At 65.9% G+C, this 14,477-nt stretch carries 18 protein-coding genes; 9 read left to right on the top strand and 9 right to left on the bottom strand.

Annotated elements, in window-relative coordinates:
• Positions 1 to 100: 100 nt before the first annotated feature.
• Positions 101 to 1,234 carry a GGDEF domain-containing protein gene (locus tag BDK63_RS15975; RefSeq protein WP_183333737.1) on the top strand — a complete coding sequence of 378 codons (1,134 nt, stop codon included), beginning with the start codon at positions 101 to 103 and terminating at the stop codon, positions 1,232 to 1,234.
• A gap of 189 nt (positions 1,235 to 1,423) precedes the next feature.
• Positions 1,424 to 3,145, top strand: a complete 1,722-nt coding sequence (locus BDK63_RS15970) for an AIPR family protein (RefSeq protein WP_183333735.1) — start codon at positions 1,424 to 1,426, stop codon at positions 3,143 to 3,145.
• Positions 3,146 to 3,276: 131 nt separating this feature from the next.
• Here BDK63_RS15970 and BDK63_RS15965 read toward each other — a convergent pair whose 3' ends face one another.
• The gene (locus BDK63_RS15965) at positions 3,277 to 3,609 is read right to left on the bottom strand and encodes a DUF427 domain-containing protein (RefSeq protein ID WP_246386222.1); all 333 of its coding nucleotides are present in this window, start codon (positions 3,607 to 3,609) and stop codon (positions 3,277 to 3,279) included.
• Positions 3,610 to 3,736: 127 nt separating this feature from the next.
• A complete protein-coding gene (locus BDK63_RS15960) occupies positions 3,737 to 5,026 on the bottom strand; it encodes an MFS transporter (protein ID WP_183333731.1) in 1,290 nt (429 codons plus the stop codon).
• 273 nt (positions 5,027 to 5,299) lie between these two features.
• Between BDK63_RS15960 and hmuQ the strand changes: the two genes are divergently transcribed.
• The 5 genes from hmuQ (at position 5,300) to BDK63_RS15935 (ending at position 8,618) form a co-directional block, all read left to right on the top strand.
• Positions 5,300 to 5,635: a heme-degrading protein HmuQ gene (gene hmuQ, locus BDK63_RS15955; protein WP_183333729.1), complete on the top strand. Its 336-nt coding sequence runs from the start codon at positions 5,300 to 5,302 to the stop codon at positions 5,633 to 5,635.
• On the top strand, positions 5,632 to 5,919 hold the full coding sequence (locus BDK63_RS15950; RefSeq protein ID WP_183333727.1) for a sll1863 family stress response protein: 288 nt from the start codon (positions 5,632 to 5,634) through the stop codon (positions 5,917 to 5,919). Before hmuQ ends, BDK63_RS15950 begins: the two co-directional genes overlap by 4 nt.
• 8 nt (positions 5,920 to 5,927) lie before the next feature.
• Positions 5,928 to 6,575, top strand: coding sequence for a 5'-methylthioadenosine/S-adenosylhomocysteine nucleosidase (locus tag BDK63_RS15945; RefSeq protein WP_183333719.1), 648 nt, complete (start codon positions 5,928 to 5,930; stop codon positions 6,573 to 6,575).
• Positions 6,576 to 6,687: 112 nt separating this feature from the next.
• Entirely contained in the window at positions 6,688 to 7,575 is an 888-nt protein-coding gene (locus BDK63_RS15940) for a sirohydrochlorin chelatase (RefSeq protein WP_183333717.1), read from the top strand.
• Positions 7,576 to 7,616: 41 nt separating this feature from the next.
• Positions 7,617 to 8,618 carry an ion transporter gene (locus BDK63_RS15935; RefSeq protein ID WP_183333715.1) on the top strand — a complete coding sequence of 334 codons (1,002 nt, stop codon included), beginning with the start codon at positions 7,617 to 7,619 and terminating at the stop codon, positions 8,616 to 8,618.
• 52 nt (positions 8,619 to 8,670) lie between these two features.
• Here BDK63_RS15935 and BDK63_RS15930 read toward each other — a convergent pair whose 3' ends face one another.
• Positions 8,671 to 9,018, bottom strand: coding sequence for a hypothetical protein (locus BDK63_RS15930; protein ID WP_183333713.1), 348 nt, complete (start codon positions 9,016 to 9,018; stop codon positions 8,671 to 8,673).
• Between the two features lie 137 nt (positions 9,019 to 9,155).
• Here BDK63_RS15930 and BDK63_RS15925 point away from each other — a divergent pair, with 137 nt between their 5' ends.
• Positions 9,156 to 10,049, top strand: coding sequence for a dihydrodipicolinate synthase family protein (locus tag BDK63_RS15925; RefSeq protein WP_183333711.1), 894 nt, complete (start codon positions 9,156 to 9,158; stop codon positions 10,047 to 10,049).
• Between the two features lie 46 nt (positions 10,050 to 10,095).
• Here the strand turns inward: BDK63_RS15925 and BDK63_RS15920 are convergent, their stop codons facing one another.
• From BDK63_RS15920 to BDK63_RS15895, 6 genes are all read right to left on the bottom strand, one after another.
• On the bottom strand, positions 10,096 to 10,389 hold the full coding sequence (locus tag BDK63_RS15920; RefSeq protein WP_183333709.1) for a HigA family addiction module antitoxin: 294 nt from the start codon (positions 10,387 to 10,389) through the stop codon (positions 10,096 to 10,098).
• Complete coding sequence (locus BDK63_RS15915; RefSeq protein WP_183333707.1) at positions 10,389 to 10,667, bottom strand: type II toxin-antitoxin system RelE/ParE family toxin; 279 nt, start codon at positions 10,665 to 10,667, stop codon at positions 10,389 to 10,391. Before BDK63_RS15915 ends, BDK63_RS15920 begins: the two co-directional genes overlap by 1 nt.
• Positions 10,668 to 10,711: 44 nt before the next feature.
• Positions 10,712 to 11,206, bottom strand: coding sequence for a metallophosphoesterase family protein (locus BDK63_RS15910; RefSeq protein WP_183333746.1), 495 nt, complete (start codon positions 11,204 to 11,206; stop codon positions 10,712 to 10,714).
• 7 nt (positions 11,207 to 11,213) lie between these two features.
• Complete coding sequence (locus BDK63_RS15905) at positions 11,214 to 11,789, bottom strand: nucleoside deaminase (protein WP_183333705.1); 576 nt, start codon at positions 11,787 to 11,789, stop codon at positions 11,214 to 11,216.
• 10 nt (positions 11,790 to 11,799) lie between these two features.
• The gene (gene nfsA, locus BDK63_RS15900; RefSeq protein ID WP_183333703.1) at positions 11,800 to 12,531 is read right to left on the bottom strand and encodes an oxygen-insensitive NADPH nitroreductase; all 732 of its coding nucleotides are present in this window, start codon (positions 12,529 to 12,531) and stop codon (positions 11,800 to 11,802) included.
• A gap of 110 nt (positions 12,532 to 12,641) precedes the next feature.
• Positions 12,642 to 13,406 carry a class I SAM-dependent methyltransferase gene (locus BDK63_RS15895; protein ID WP_183333701.1) on the bottom strand — a complete coding sequence of 255 codons (765 nt, stop codon included), beginning with the start codon at positions 13,404 to 13,406 and terminating at the stop codon, positions 12,642 to 12,644.
• A gap of 122 nt (positions 13,407 to 13,528) precedes the next feature.
• Between BDK63_RS15895 and BDK63_RS15890 the strand changes: the two genes are divergently transcribed.
• On the top strand, positions 13,529 to 14,293 hold the full coding sequence (locus tag BDK63_RS15890; RefSeq protein WP_183333699.1) for a DUF1499 domain-containing protein: 765 nt from the start codon (positions 13,529 to 13,531) through the stop codon (positions 14,291 to 14,293).
• The last annotated feature ends 184 nt before the right edge of the window (positions 14,294 to 14,477 follow it).

Below are 14,477 nucleotides of genomic sequence, written 5' to 3'. Positions count from 1 at the left end.
CTCGTCGGAGTACTTCATCGGAACCTCGTCACGCCCCACATCGTTCAGAGTCTAACAGCCGCTGAGGCTCCAACTAGCTTGACAGTGGGGGAGGGAAGCGATGTATCGCCGGGAGGTCGCCCCCCGGGTTCGACGCGAGTCCTGCGTGACGCTGATCGTGGCGGCCCTGGTCTTCGGCATGTTCGCCATCTCCGACTACCACTTCGTCGGCCTGGGCCCGGCACTCTATCTGCTGCTCGCCATGCGCCTGGTGGTGGTGGTTTCCTGCCTGGTGCTGGCCTTCGTGATCGGCCGCGTCGGTGACTACAGCCGCCGGATGTGGCTGCATGCCCTGCCCCTGTGGATACTGGCCACGGCCATCATCCTGATCGTTCCCCTGCGCCCCGAGAGCCTTCCCACTCAGGTCACTGCGGTGGTGGTGGCCACCATGGCGTTCTACCTGCTGATCCCCAACCTGCTGCCCGTGGTGGCCACTGCCAGCCTCTACCTGAACCTGGGCTTCCTGGCCGCGGCGGTAATGGCGGCCGACACTCCCGCCGTGGTCGTGCTGCGCATCTCGCTGCTGCTGATCATGACCAACGCCGTGGGGTTCTTCGCCCTGTTGCGCCTGGAAACGCTGCAGCGCAGGCAGTTCGCGCTGCTGGAGGAGGAGCGGGTGCAGAACCGCCAGCTGGTCGAGGAGATCGCCCACCGCAAGTCGCTGGAAGCCCAGCTGCGCAGTGTCGCCGAGCAGGATGGTTTGACTGGCCTGGACGCTCGCGGTCACTTCATGGAGCGCGCCCGGGAGCTGCTGCAGCGCGCGCAGTTCGACCGGTCACCGTTCAGCCTGTTCATGATCGACGTGGACCACTTCAAGGCCATCAACGATAACTGGGGGCACGGCCAGGGCGACTCGGTGCTCAAGGCGATCGCGGAGACCTGCAAGGCGTCCCTCCGGCCCCAGGATGTGATCGGCCGCTTCGGCGGCGAGGAGTTCATCGTCGCCCTGCCGGACACTCATCCGAAGGACGCGCAGATGGTGGCGGAGCGGCTGCAGCAGAAGGTCAGCGAGCTTGCGGTGATGGAGGCTATTCCCGACCACCGCCTGACCGTCACCATCGGCATCGCCGGTGTCCTCGACGAGGCAACCGACCTGGACGCCCTGATCCACCAGGCCGACCAGGCCCTTTACGCCGGCAAGCACGGCGGAAGGAATCGGGTGGTGGTGAGTCAGGAGGTGGAGGGCGAGGCGTGATGGGGAGCTGTTGCTCACCGAAGCTCCCAGCATGACCTTGCCCTAGGAACTGGTCCACACAGGCATCATCCCCGCCCACTGCAGACTCTCTCTTGCTTCTACCGGGTGGACCAAAGTGCTGCGGTTATTCTATGAATCCAGGTGTTACAATAATAAACAAAAAAACGCCAACCAACGCAGGAGCAAAAAATGAATCCCGTAATCAAAGCACAGCTTAAGTCCTTTGAAGAAAAAACCAAGAGAAGCGAGCTTTCTGAAAGCGAGCTATTTGAAATTTTTACTATATTTTCAATATCAAATGGAATTCTTACGGATACAATAGACCCTTTCTCGGCTCACCTTCAGGGCGATGAATTTGGGATCGACGGCATCTCAATCATGATCCAAGGGGAAATATGCACAAACTCTGATGAAATCTCCAGCGCTCTTACAGGAGGTAAAAACCATTCCATAGAGTTCAATTTTTTCCAATCAAAAACCAGCGAGAAACTTGACTACGGTGAAATGTCAAAATTCTTTGACGCTGTAGCTGAATTTTTCAACGGGACATTTATATCTCCCACCGAGCAATTATCCGACCTTATAGCAGCCAAAGACAAGGTTTACGAACAAGTTCTTAAGCAAAATCCCACACTACGCCTTTTCTTTGTTTCAACCGGGACAGGTGAAAAAAGCAAGCAAATATCTAAACTAATACGAGAAAGAAAGCAGAACCTATTGGACCTCAACATATTCAGCAATGTTGAAATTGAGGCGTATGGAGCAAAAGACCTTCAGACCGGATACCGTTCAGCAACAAACTCAATATCAGAAAGTATTGACATAAAAAAACCAATAACTCTTCCTGAACACCCATCAGTCCAACAAGCTTTTCTTGGATATGTGTCTGCAGAAGAGCTTGTAAAACTCGCAACCATTTCTTCAGGAGAAGGCTCGGAAAGAAGAATAAACAAAGCAGTCTTTTTTGACAACATTCGTGATTTCAATGAAAACTCCGCCATAAACAAAGGAATACTTGATGAAATCAAGAACGGAGATCAAGATTCATTCATATTTAAGAACAATGGCGTCACAGTTGTGTCAAAGGAAATAAATAGGAAAGGCGACACTTTCCACTTAGAGGACTACCAAATAGTAAACGGCTGCCAAACAAGCAACATCTTATTCATGGCAGGCGAAAATCGCAAAGATATAAACGTTCCTTTCAGGCTCATAGGCAGCAATGATGCCGACTTTGTGTCCAGAATAATAATTGGAACCAATAAACAAAACGAGGTTAAGGATGACCAATTCTGGGCGCTAACCACGTTCATGAAGAACCTTGAAGAATACTGCAGAGAGCAAAACACTGACCTCCAACTCTTCATAGAAAGAAGAGAAAACCAGTACCGCAATGAGATACTTGAAAGAACTAGAATCTTTCGGCCTAGCGACCTTGTCAAGTCAATTGCTGCAATGTTTCTTTTTCAGCCTCACAGATCCGCTCGCGACTACCGCGGGATAAGAAATGACTTTTCAGACAGATTATTCAAGGAGTCTCATTCTGTCGTACCATACCATACAGCAGCATTCGCGGCCTACAAAACAGATTTTTCCATAAGAAACAAGCGCATAAACAGCTCATGGAGCATTTACAAATACTACTTCCTCTCAGCAATTGGAAAAGAGGTCACAAGCGGTCGCGACATCTTCAATATGAAAAAAACAGAGCAAAACAGAGCGTGCCAAAAAATACTTGACACCTTTTCTGATGAAGAGCTGCTATCAAAACATTTCACAAAGGTTGCAGAAACACTTGACAGCATTATGAAAGAGAACTGCGTGACCTCAAGGGAAAAATGCAGAGACGCACTAAGAGCAGAGGCAGTATCTCAACAGTTTGATAAATCATATCACACCTTGCAAACCTAAAAATCAACGTAAATAAACACCAAGGTTAAGGAAGCGGCTCCTACTTCCTTAACCTATAAATCACAATAACAACCCTAGAAAAGAGAAGGTCAATTAACATTAATGAGAAATCGGAGGCGGACCCTCATTTCTCAAACACCTCTACCCCACCAAAAAAACACCACCCTCCCCTTGATCGCTTTCATCCCCTCCACAGGCCGCTCATAACTCCACGCCACATCCTTGTGCTCGCCAAAGGAGAAGTAAGTGGCATCGCCCTTGAAGGGGCAATGGGTCACGGTCTCGGAGGGGGTCAGCAGGTCCATACGCACATCGTCGCGGGGGAAGTACTGCCGTGGCGGGTAGCCGCGTTCGCGCAGTTCGATGGCGCGGGTGGTGTCGGCCAGGACGGTGCCGTCGATGACGACCCGCACCCGGCGGGAGTGCGGGTGCAGCGTGATGCGCGGCTCTGTGGCATCGTCCATGATCATTCCCTGTGTGTCTTTTCTAATATTCTTTTTACGTAGCGTAACAGGCGAGGCAGCCCCCGCCGACGGCAGATCTCCTACGACTAAAGCCTTGCCGGCCACGGCGTGGCCGACAAGGCGCCGCTCACGAGTTGGCGGCGGCCTGCTCTTCTTCCTCCTCGAGGGGGTCTTCCAGCGGCTCGCCCTCCTCGTCCAGGAGCTGGCTGTCGTAGGCCGCCTGCAGGCCGCTCTCCTCCTCGCTGGCCTCTTCTTCCTCCGCCTCGGCGATGGCGCCCGGGTAGAAGGGCGAGAGGATGGCCACCAGGATGCCCAGCGCGGCGAACATGGCGAAGGCATCGGCATAGCCGAAGCCCTCCACCAGGCGGCCGACCGCCGGCGAGCCGGTGGCCTGGCCGAGCGATACCGCCATGAAGGGCAGCACCGGCCCCACGGAGAGGCGGCCGGGCAGCAGGCGGATGCCGGTCATCAGGTAGAGCCCGGTCAGGCTCATGTAGGCCAGGCCGAAGACCAGCGCGGAGAAGGCCGTCAGCAGCGGCTGGTCGGGGCTGGCGGCGAGCAGGGCCAGGCTCGCCGAGAGCATCATCAGCATCAGGGCCTGGGTGATGGGCGGGTTGTTGCGATCGGCCAGGTCGGCCACCACGGCCCCGCCGAGGCCGGCGACACCCACCGCGAGCCATAGCCAGGCGGTGGCGCTGGCAGGCAGGCCGCCGAGGGTCACGATCAGGTCGGGTGCGAAGATCCAGTAGGCGGCGGAGACGAAGCCCATCAGGAAGGCGAACAGCGTGAGCCGGATCAGGCGCGACCAGGGGAGCTCGTTGAAGGGCGGCGGGTCCGCCGCGTTTGCCGGCACGATCCGCGAGACCGAGGGCAGGAAGAGCCAGGCGGCGATCACCCCGAGGCCGGCGAGGATGGCGAAGGAGAGATAGGCGAGGCGCCAGGCGCCGACCAGGAACAGCACCGTGGGCACGGCGACGATCACGCCGATGCTGGTCCCCGCGTTCATCACCGAGCTGACGCGCCCGTGCAGCGAGCGCCTGACGATCGCCTGCATGGCCGCCGTCAGCGCGGGCATCATCAGCCCGGTGCAGATCCCGCAGGCGAACACCCCCGCGCCCAGCATCACCGGGTCGGTGGCGCGGCTGATCAGCGCAAGCCCGGCGACGCCGAAGCCGCCGGAGAGCACCGCCGCATAGCGGGCGCCGAGGTAGCGGGTGACGAGCGGTGCGATCGCGGTGGCCAGCAGGAAACTGATCAGCGGCAGCGAGCCGATGATGCCGATCACGTAGGATGAGAGGCCCAGCTCGTCGCGAATCGGCGGGACGAAGAGACCGAAGGCGAAGCGGGCGAGCCCGTAGCTGATCGCGATCAGCGCGGCCCCCAGGACCGCGAACCCCGTGCTGGAAAGCCTCATCATGCGTCCTCCGCCTGACTGCCACGAAGTGGTGGACCGCTTCCGGCGCCCGGTCGCCGCCCCTGGGTGCGCGATGGCGTGTCGGCACTCCCCCAGCGTGGAGCAGCATGGCGATATCGACAACCGTCGCACTGTCACACACGGTAATCTCACGCCGGCAACACCGGGGCGCCGCCATGGCCACCTGCCCCTATGCCTGAGGCCTGGCCGCGGCTTGTCGCGCCGGGGGCGAGCTGGCATCGTCGGAAGCCCCCCCACTCATCAGGAGAGATGCCCGTGTACATCGCCATGAACCGTTTCCGGGTCAACCCCGAGCGCGTGGAGGAGTTCGAGCAGCTGTGGCTGGAGCGGGAGACCCACCTGCAGGGGCTGCCCGGTTTCGAGGCCTTCCATATGCTGCGCGGACCGGAACGGGAGGACCATGTGCTCTATGCTTCCCATACCGTGTGGCGCTCGCGGGAGGACTTCGAGGCCTGGACCCGCTCCGAGGCATTCCGCAAGGCCCACGCCAGCGCCGGCCAGAGCAAGCGCGAGGGGCTATACCTGGGCCCGCCGGCCTTCGAAGGATTCGAGGTCATCCAGACCGTCGACAACGAGGAGAAGGACCCATGAGCAACCGAGACGCCTACGAGCAGAAGCTGCAGGCCAAGCTGGACGAGTGGCAGGCCGAGATCGACAAGCTCAGGGCCAGGGCCAGGAACGCCGAGGCCGATGCCCGCATCGAGCGGGAGAAGGAGGCCGAGCGCCTGGAGGCGAAGCGCGACGAGGTGCGCGATAAGCTCAAGGAGATGCGCGAGGCCGGCGACGAGGCCTGGGACGACCTGCGGGATGGCGCCGAGCGCGCCTGGAAGTCCTTCAGCGACGCCTTCGAGAAGGCCCGCTCGCGCTTCAAGTAGCCGAGCACATGCTGACCAGCACGGCCAGGCCGACGCCCCTGGCTGGCCGCGACGTCCTCTTCGTGATGGCGGCCGAGGCCGAGTACGGCCTGCACCTCGGGGCGCGCTTCTCGCCCTTCATGACCGGCGTCGGCCCCGTGGAGGCGGCCGTCGAGCTCACGGCGGCGCTTTCCGCCCTCGCCCGGGACCGGCGCCTGCCGCACCTGGTGGTGTCGCTGGGCTCGGCCGGCAGCCGCGTCCTCGAGCAGACCGAGGTCTACCAGGCGACCTCCGTCACCTACCGCGACATGGACGCCTCCCCGCTGGGCTTCGCCCGGGGCGCCACGCCCTTCCTCGACCTGCCGGCGACCGTGCCGCTGCCGCTGCGCATTCCCGGCATCCGCGAGGCCTCGCTCTCGACCGGGGCCAATGTCGTCTCGGGCGCGGCCTATGACGCCATCGCCGCCGACATGGTGGACATGGAGAGCTTCGCCTGCCTGCGCGCCTGCATGCGCTTCGCGGTGCCGCTGGTGGTGCTGCGCGGCATCTCGGATGGCAAGGCGGAGCTGCGCCACGTCGGTGACTGGACGGAGACGCTGCCCATCATCGACGAGAAGCTGGCCGCCGCCGTCGACCGCCTCGGCGAGGCACTCGACGCGGGCCACCTGGGGCTCTGATGGCGCCCCCTTCCGCTTGACCGCGCCTCCGCCCGGTAGTGTCATGGCCCCTGGCGCCGTGGACGCACCACCCACGGCGTATCAGCCCATCCCTGCCCGCCAAGAGGCCTCCATGCGCAAGATCCTGCTCGTCGACAACGGCTCCCTGCGGGCCCAGGCCACGCTCAACCTGCGCCGCCTGGCGCTGGCCCTCGGCCAGGCCACCGGCCAGGAGGTCGAGGCCGCCTCCCTGCTGCACTCCTACAAGATCCCGGCCGAGGAACTCGACGGGGAGAAGGCGGTGTCGCTGGGGCCCCGGGCCGAGCAGCTGGCGGAAGAGGGCGCGACGGAGCTGGTGATCCTGCCCTTCTTCTTCGGGCCCAGCCAGGCACTGACCCGCTACCTGCCGGAGCGCCTGGCCGAGGTGCAGGCCCGCCACCCGCGGCTCGCCGTGAAGGTGGCGCTGCCGCTGGTGGAGAGCCAGGCCCCGGTGGACCTGCGCCTGGCTCGGCTGCTGGCCGACAACGTGCGCGAGCAGATCACAGGCCCGTCGCGGCCGAAGGTGGTGCTGGTCGACCACGGCAGCCCGATCCCCGAGGTCACGGCGGTGCGCAACTACCTCGCCGGCCAGCTCAGCGTGCTGCTCAGCGACGAGGCCGAGTGCGTCACCTTCGCCTCCATGGAGCGGCGCGACGGCGACGCCTACCGCTTCAACGAGCCGCTGCTGGAGGACCTGCTGGCCGCCGAGGCCATGGCCGGCAGCGAGGTGATACTCGCCATGCTGTTCCTCTCCCCGGGGCGCCACGCCGGCGAGGGCGGCGATATCGCGGAGATCTGCGCCCAGGCCATGGCGGAATCCCCCGGGCTGCGCGTCACCCCCACCCGGCTGGCGGGGGAGCATGACGGCATCGTGGCGATCCTCGCCACCCGCCTGGAGCAGGGCCTGGCCGGCACGCCGCTGCTGCTGTCGCTGCCGGCGGCCCAGGGGCTCGAGGCTGTGACCGGCGGGCCGAGCGTCTAGGCTGGGAAGGAACATCGCGGCACAGCGCTCGAGGAGGTGCCATGCCTGCCACCCGCGAACGATCTCTCAGCCCCGCCCTGGAACGGATCCACCTGGCGTGGGACCTGCTGATCATCGTGCTGGTGATCGCCAACCTGACCCTGCTGCTGTTCGACAGCCTCTTCCTGCTCGCGCCGCTGAACGCCGCCTTCGAGGCCGCCGCGCCGGGGCTGCACGCCGCCTACGACCAGCATGTCCACGCCCGCTTCATCGCCATCGACCTGGCCTTCGTGGCGGTGTTCGTGCTCGACGTGCTGCTGGGCTGGGCGGTGGCCATCGCCGAGCGGCGCTATCACCGCTGGTTCTTCTACCCCTTCGTGCACTGGTACGACGTGCTCGGCTGCATCCCGGTGGGCGGCTTCCGGCTGCTGCGCATCCTGCGCGTCGTCTCGCTGCTGCATCGGCTGCACCGGCTGGGGCTGATCGACGTGCGGCGCTGGTACCTCTACGGGGTAATCGCCAAGTACTACGACATCCTGCTGGAGGAGCTCACCGACCGCATCGCCATCCGCATGCTCGACAACGTCCAGGCCCAGCTGCGCTCCGGCGAGTCGGTCTCCACCCGGCTGGTGGAGCGGGTGGTGCGCCCCCGCCAGCAGGCACTGATCCATGAGATCAGCCAGCGACTCGAGGCCATGGCCGGCAACGCCTATGCCCACAATCGCGACGACACCCTGCGCTACGTGCGCGGCCTGGTCGGCCGCACCCTGGCGGAGAGTCCGGAGCTTCAGCGGCTGGCGCGACTGCCGCTGGGCAGCCAGGTGAGCCGGGGGCTCGAGGCCTCGCTCTCCGACCTGGCCTGCCGCCTGGTCAACGAGGCCCTGGAGGGGCTGCAGTCGGCGGAGTTCACCGCCCTGGTGGAGCACCTGGCCGAGAGCGGCTTCGAGGCCTGGCTGCGCACCGACCCCCACACCGAACAGGTCACCGAGCAGGTGCTGGTGGACATGCTGGAGCTGCTCAAGGAGCAGATCGCGGTCAAGGGCTGGCAGCAGCGCTACCAGTGAGACCTCCGCCAGTGGCGGCGGAGCCAGGCCCTGCACCGGGCTCACCCACCGTTCAGGGGCGCAGCGGCATCACCCGCGCCAGCTCCTGCCGATAGGCCGCCTCGTGGCGTGCCGGGTCGGCGGGAAAGCGGCCGAGCTCGACCGCCAGCGCGAAGAAGCCCTCTCGGGGCAGGTCGCCGCGGCGGCTGACCACCAGGGCGGCGATCAGCGGGCGGCCGGCGGCGACGTCCTCGCGCATCAGCGCCTCCAGCGCCAGGGCAACGCGCTGGATGGTGCGCGGCGGCGTCAGGCCCAGCGCCTCGGCGGCCTGCTGGTAGGTGATCGGCACGGCGTCCTCGGGCAGCTGCTCGAGCAGCGTGCGCAGGCGCGGGGCCAGCTCGGTCGCGGCCGGGTCCGCCATTCTCTTTCTCCCTTTAAGTGACTTCCAGGCTGGCGGCCATCCTCCCGCACTCGGCCCGGCGATGCTATGCCGAGCCTTCGCCGTGGCCTATTCTCGAGCCAGTGCCACCCCCGGCTACCCAGACAGGAGACCCCGCCATGCTGACCGGTCTCAGCGCCTTTCCGCTGACCCCCATGAACGAGAGCGCCATCGACGAGGCGGCCTTTGTCCGGCTGGTCGAGCGGCTGGTCGCCGCGGGCGTCGACTCCATCGGCGCCCTCGGCTCGACGGGCAACTACGCCTACCTGAGCCGGGAGGAGCGCGCTCGCATCGCCCGGCTGGCCGTGGCCCACGCCGGCGACGTGCCGGTGATCGTCGGCATCAGCGCGCTGCGCACCCGCGATGTGCTGGCCCTGGCCGAGGATGCCCAGGCCGCAGGGGCCAGCGCGGTACTGCTGGCCCCGATGTCCTACCAGCCGCTGGCCGACGAGGAGGTCTTCGGCCTCTATGAGGCGGTCAGCGCCCGGCTCTCGGTGCCGCTGTGCGTCTACGACAACCCCGGCACCACCCGCTTCCAGTTCAGCGACGAGCTGCATGGGCGCATCGCGGCGCTGCCCGGGGTGGCCTCCATCAAGATCCCCGGGGTGCCCGCCGAGCCGGCGGCCGCCCGGGAGCGTGTCGCGCGGCTGCGCGCCCTGGTCCCGCCGGAGGTGACGATCGGGGTCAGCGGCGATGCCTTCGCCGCCACGGGGCTCAATGCCGGCTGCGACGCCTGGTACTCGGTGATCGGCGGCCTCTTTCCCGAAACCGCCCTGGCCATCACCCGCGCGGCCCGGGCCGGCCGGCAGGAGGAAGCCACGGCCCTGAGCCAGCGGCTCGAGCCCCTGTGGGCGCTGTTCCGGCAGCACGGGGGCAGCCTGCGCGTGGTGGCCACCGCAGCAGAGCTGCTGGGGCTCGCCGAGCCGCCCAGCCTGCCGCTGCCGCTGAGGACGCTGGCGGGTCAGGAGCGCCAGCAGCTTGCCGCGGTGCTGGAGACGCTCGGGCTGGCATGACACCCCGCGGCAGGCCCGGCACCGTCAGGCACATCACATCAGGCGGTCAAGCCGCATCGAAGGCGATGGGTTCGACCGCTGCCAGATCGACTTCCTGTCGCGCCACCCAGAGGTCGTACTGATCCTGCATGGCCAGCCAGCTTTCCGGGGAGCGCCCCAGTGCCTTGGATAGCCGCAGCGCCATCTCGGGGCTGACACCGCTGGTTCCCTTGATGACACGGGACAGCGTGGAAGACGAGACCCCCAGCTTCTCCGCGAGCTGACGGGCGCTGAGCCCGAAGGGCTCGAGGTAGACCTCACGAATGAACGCGCCGGGGTGGGGAGGATTGTGCATGGCCATCAGTGATAATCCTCATAGTCGAGTATGTGGGCGTTACCGTCTCGAAACTCGAACGTCAGCCGCCAGTTGCCACTGACCCAGATGGACCAGCGCGCCTTGTCACGTCCCTTCAGGCGGTGGAGACGAAATCCCGGGATGTCCATATCGTCGACTGACTGCGCGGTCTCCAACGCCGCCAGCTGCATGCGCAGCCGCTTGGCATGGTTTGGCTGGATACCGGCAGTCGTTCCGGTCTCGTGGAACCGGCGCAGCCCCTTGTGCCGAAATGAAACGATCATGCAACTATCATAGCCTGATGCGCATCACGCATCAAAGCGTGTTCTTACAGCGGCAGGTGCGGGATGGCGCCGCGCAGGCCGCGGTCGTCGGCCCACAGCCTGCCCAGGGTGATGGGCAGCCGGAAGCGGCGCTTGCCCGCCGCGCCGGGGTTGAACAGCAGCCGCCCCTCCCGCCATTCGTTGCGTGGCTTGTGGGAGTGGCCGTGGAGCACGGCGTCGCAGGGGGTGGCCGGGTCGACGTCGGCCAGGATGTGCACCAGCTGCAGGCGCCAGCCGTTGACGGCGAGATCCAGGGTCTTCGGCAGCGCCTCGGCCCAGGGGGCGGTGTCGATGTTGCCGCGCACCGCCCTGACCGGGGCCAGCTCGCCCAGCCGCTCGAGGATGGCGGCATCCTCGTCGCGGTGGCCCACGTCGCCCAGGTGCAGGATCAGCCCGCAGCCTTCCAGCAGCGTCAGCGCCTCGGGCCGCAGCAGCCCGTGGGTGTCGCTGATCACGCCGATGGGCCGCTCGGCGGTGACCTCCGCAGCGGCGCCGCTCACCGCGAGGTCACGGCCGGTGGGTGGCACTCAGTCCCTTCCAGTCTTCCAGGTCCAGCTCGGGGTTCCCGGCGCGGAAGCGGGCGTAGAGCTCGATGCCCTGAGGGTCCTCGAGGATCTCCACCTCCACGCCCTTCGCGCGCAGCAGGGGCTCGGTGCCCGAGGCGTTGGTGACATCCCCCACCACCACCCGCGAGACGCCGCGCATGTGCAGCAGGGTGGCGCAGACCTCGCAGGGGCTGAGCGAGGTGAAGAGCGTCGTGCGGCCGAAGTCGAGGCGGCCGGCATCGCGCATGGCCGAGGTCTCCCCGTGGTTGTAGGGGTGGTTCTCCTGCACCAGGGTGTTGTGACCCTTGCCGACGATGCGCCGCGTGGCGTTGTCGATGATCACCGCGCCGATGGGGCAGCCGCCCTCGTCATGGCTCTTCCGGGCCAGCAGCACCGCGATGCGCATCAGGTCCGCATCGGAGAGGCGTCGGGCGAACTCGTCGTCCATCAGCGCCGGCAGGCTGGCCGAGGGCATGTGGGCGATGGCGGCCAGGGCCGCCTCGGTCACCGGCGCGCCGGCGTTCAGCAGCGTCTCCATGACGGTCCCCTCACTTCATCTCGAAACCGCGCCTGACCAGGAAGTCGCGCATGTGGGGGCGCAGCTTGGTGTCGAACAGCGGCGTCAGGTTCTGCGACCAGGTGGAATCCTTGGGACCGCCCTTCCGCGACCGGTAGTAGGCGTGCATGGTGTCGTCGAAGGCCGCCACCAGCTCACGGTCGTCCGTGTAGGTGTCCTCCTTGAGGACCGCCTCCACCGGCAGGCGCGGCTTGACGTCCGGCTGGTGGGCCGGATAGCCCAGGCACATGCCGAACACCGGGTAGACGTGGTCGGGCAGGCCCAGCAGGTCGCTGATCTCCTGGGGGTTGTTGCGGATGCCGCCGATGTAGCAGATGCCCAGCCCCTCGGACTCCGCGGCCACGGCCACGTTCTGGGCCATCAGGGCGGTGTCCACCGTGGCCACCAGCAGCTGCTCGGTCATGCCCCGCACCACCCGGGCGCCGGTGCGTTCGGCCGCCTCGGTGGGGCGCTTCATGTCGGCGCAGAACAGCAGGAAGGCGCCGCAGCTGGCCACGTAGGACTGGCCGCCGGCCAGCTCGGCAATCGCCTCGCGGTTCGCCGGATGCTTGACGTGGATGACCGTGTAGGCCTGCACGTGGCTGGAGGTGGCCGCGCCCTGGCCGGCGCGGATCAGCTCCTCCAGCAGCTCGCGGGAGACCGGCTGATCGGTGAACTTGCGGATGGAACGGTGGGACTTCAGCAGTTCGATGGTGGGGTTCATGGGACCTCGTTCGCGGGTGGGCCAAGGGTGTCGCCCAGCATAACGCAGCCGGACAGGCGCGGCACAACGGGGCGCGGGGCACGCCTTCCCGGCCTCCCGGTGCGGCCGGCTCAGCCCGCCGGTGCCTGGCCGCCCGGCGCCACGCCGATGAACATCCGCATGGGGTACTCCCCCTCGGCGATCATGAAGGGCTCGTAGATGCCCTCCAGGTCCTGCTGGTGCAGGTCGAGCCGCTGGTCGCGGAAGGCCTGCTCCCAGGTCGCCTGGCTGAAGAGCCCCAGCCGGTGGTGGTCCACCTGGACGTCGAGCTCGCCCCCCTGGCGGATCAGGTAGACCAGGGTGGCCTCGTACTGCTCGTCTCCCGGGGGCAGCACGTAGTTGTTCTCCAGCACCGTGATGTGGATGCCGTCGCGCTCGCTGACATAGGCGAAGTTGTTGTCGTGGAAGAGCTCGCGGGGCTTGGCGACCACCAGCAGCGCACCGCCGGGGTGGAGGTGGTGACGGGCGGTCTCGAAGGCCAGCGTGAGCTCCTCGCGGCTGGCCATGTAGTCGATGCTGTCGGGGATCACCACGGCGTCGAACCGCCGCCCCAGCCGCACGCTGCGCATGTCGCCCTGGTGGTACTCCACCTCGGGGTTGGTGCGCCGCGCCAGGGTGAGCATGGCGGCATTGAGGTCCACCCCGGTCATGCGGAAGTGGCGCTTCAGGGCGCGGTCGTGGGCGCCTGCCCCGCAGCCCAGGTGCAGCACCTCCCGCACCGGGCGGCCGGCGTGCTCCTTCAGCAGGCGGTGGTAGCTGGCCACCTCCTCCTCGACCCCGGCCGGGTCCTCGAGCCACGCCTCGGTCCAGGCCAGTTCGTCATAGGCTTTCCACATGGCATCTCGCTCCCGGGTGTGGGTTCATGCACGGATATTTCCAAGCTAGCGTGGAAAGCGCCCCGCCGCAGCCCCGGGCCCGAGCCGTTATGCTGTGGCGGAGACCCGAACAAGGAGCCGAGATGTCGACGTTTCGCCTGAGGAGCCGCCCGCGCGGGGGCCGCTGGCCGGTGGTGCCGGCCTGGCTCGGCGGGTTGCTGCTGGTGGCGGCAGCCGCGCTGATGGGGGGCGCGGGGCCGAGCCACCGGATGGGACTGGTGCCTCTGGGCACTGCCTTCGACCTGCTTCGCCTGGGCGCCTACCTGGCCGTGGCTGCCGCGGCCCTGGGCCTGCTGGCGCTGGTCATCGCCACGCTCTGCCGGCGGCTGCGCCCGGCACTGGCCGGCCTGCTGGTGATCCTGGCGGTGGCGGGCATGATGGCCGTGCCCTGGCAGATGATGCAGCGCGCCCAGCACGTGCCGCCGATCCATGACATCACCACCGATACCCGCAACCCGCCCGAGTTCGTGACCCTGGCCCCGGCCCGCGAGGCGGCGCCCAATGCGGTGGGCTACACGCCCTCCTTCGCCAGCCAGCAGCGCCGGGCCTACCCCTCGCTCCAGCCGCTGGAGGTGGATCGCCCGGCCGAGGAGGTCATGACAGCCGCCGAGGCCGCCGCGCGGGAGATGGGCTGGGAGATCGCCGCGGTCACCGACACCACCCTGGAGGCCACCGCCACCACCCGCTGGTTCGGCTTCAAGGACGACGTGGTGGTCCGCCTGACCGAGACGGGGACTGGCGTGACGCTGGACGTGCGCTCCGCCTCGCGCATCGGCCGCAGCGACCTGGGGACCAACGCGGCGCGCATCCAGGCCTACCTTTCAATCCTCCAGGAGCGACTCCGCTGAGGGATACCCTGTATCCTGTGCCGGGCTGGACCCACGACAAGAAGACCACTGACGGCGAGCCCGCCGGCCGACCGCCAGCAGTATCCATTGCCCAAGCAGAAAGAGACCCACAGGAGGCCCCATGGGTTGCGCAAGAGTTGACGGAGACTGCCGTCGCTGCGAGGGGGACCTTCCCTTCGATATC

The organism is Halomonas campaniensis (assembly GCF_014193375.1).
Taxonomy (GTDB): domain Bacteria; phylum Pseudomonadota; class Gammaproteobacteria; order Pseudomonadales; family Halomonadaceae; genus Halomonas; species Halomonas campaniensis.
The sequence above is the reverse complement of the archived record's forward strand: the minus strand, read 5'-3'. Positions and strand labels throughout refer to the sequence as shown.

Coding starts and splice junctions, on each gene's coding strand:
- BDK63_RS15970 (WP_183333735.1), top strand. CDS start 1,424: ATGAATCCCGTAATCAAAGCACAGCTTAAGTCCTTTGAAGAAAAAACC.
- BDK63_RS15915 (WP_183333707.1), bottom strand. CDS start 10,667: ATGATCGTTTCATTTCGGCACAAGGGGCTGCGCCGGTTCCACGAGACC.
- BDK63_RS15890 (WP_183333699.1), top strand. CDS start 13,529: ATGTCGACGTTTCGCCTGAGGAGCCGCCCGCGCGGGGGCCGCTGGCCG.
- BDK63_RS15895 (WP_183333701.1), bottom strand. CDS start 13,406: ATGTGGAAAGCCTATGACGAACTGGCCTGGACCGAGGCGTGGCTCGAG.
- nfsA (WP_183333703.1), bottom strand. CDS start 12,531: ATGAACCCCACCATCGAACTGCTGAAGTCCCACCGTTCCATCCGCAAG.
- BDK63_RS15930 (WP_183333713.1), bottom strand. CDS start 9,018: ATGGCGGACCCGGCCGCGACCGAGCTGGCCCCGCGCCTGCGCACGCTG.
- BDK63_RS15950 (WP_183333727.1), top strand. CDS start 5,632: ATGAGCAACCGAGACGCCTACGAGCAGAAGCTGCAGGCCAAGCTGGAC.
- BDK63_RS15945 (WP_183333719.1), top strand. CDS start 5,928: ATGCTGACCAGCACGGCCAGGCCGACGCCCCTGGCTGGCCGCGACGTC.
- BDK63_RS15905 (WP_183333705.1), bottom strand. CDS start 11,789: ATGGAGACGCTGCTGAACGCCGGCGCGCCGGTGACCGAGGCGGCCCTG.
- BDK63_RS15925 (WP_183333711.1), top strand. CDS start 9,156: ATGCTGACCGGTCTCAGCGCCTTTCCGCTGACCCCCATGAACGAGAGC.
- BDK63_RS15960 (WP_183333731.1), bottom strand. CDS start 5,026: ATGATGAGGCTTTCCAGCACGGGGTTCGCGGTCCTGGGGGCCGCGCTG.
- BDK63_RS15965 (WP_246386222.1), bottom strand. CDS start 3,609: ATGGACGATGCCACAGAGCCGCGCATCACGCTGCACCCGCACTCCCGC.
- BDK63_RS15935 (WP_183333715.1), top strand. CDS start 7,617: ATGCCTGCCACCCGCGAACGATCTCTCAGCCCCGCCCTGGAACGGATC.
- BDK63_RS15975 (WP_183333737.1), top strand. CDS start 101: ATGTATCGCCGGGAGGTCGCCCCCCGGGTTCGACGCGAGTCCTGCGTG.
- BDK63_RS15920 (WP_183333709.1), bottom strand. CDS start 10,389: ATGGCCATGCACAATCCTCCCCACCCCGGCGCGTTCATTCGTGAGGTC.
- BDK63_RS15940 (WP_183333717.1), top strand. CDS start 6,688: ATGCGCAAGATCCTGCTCGTCGACAACGGCTCCCTGCGGGCCCAGGCC.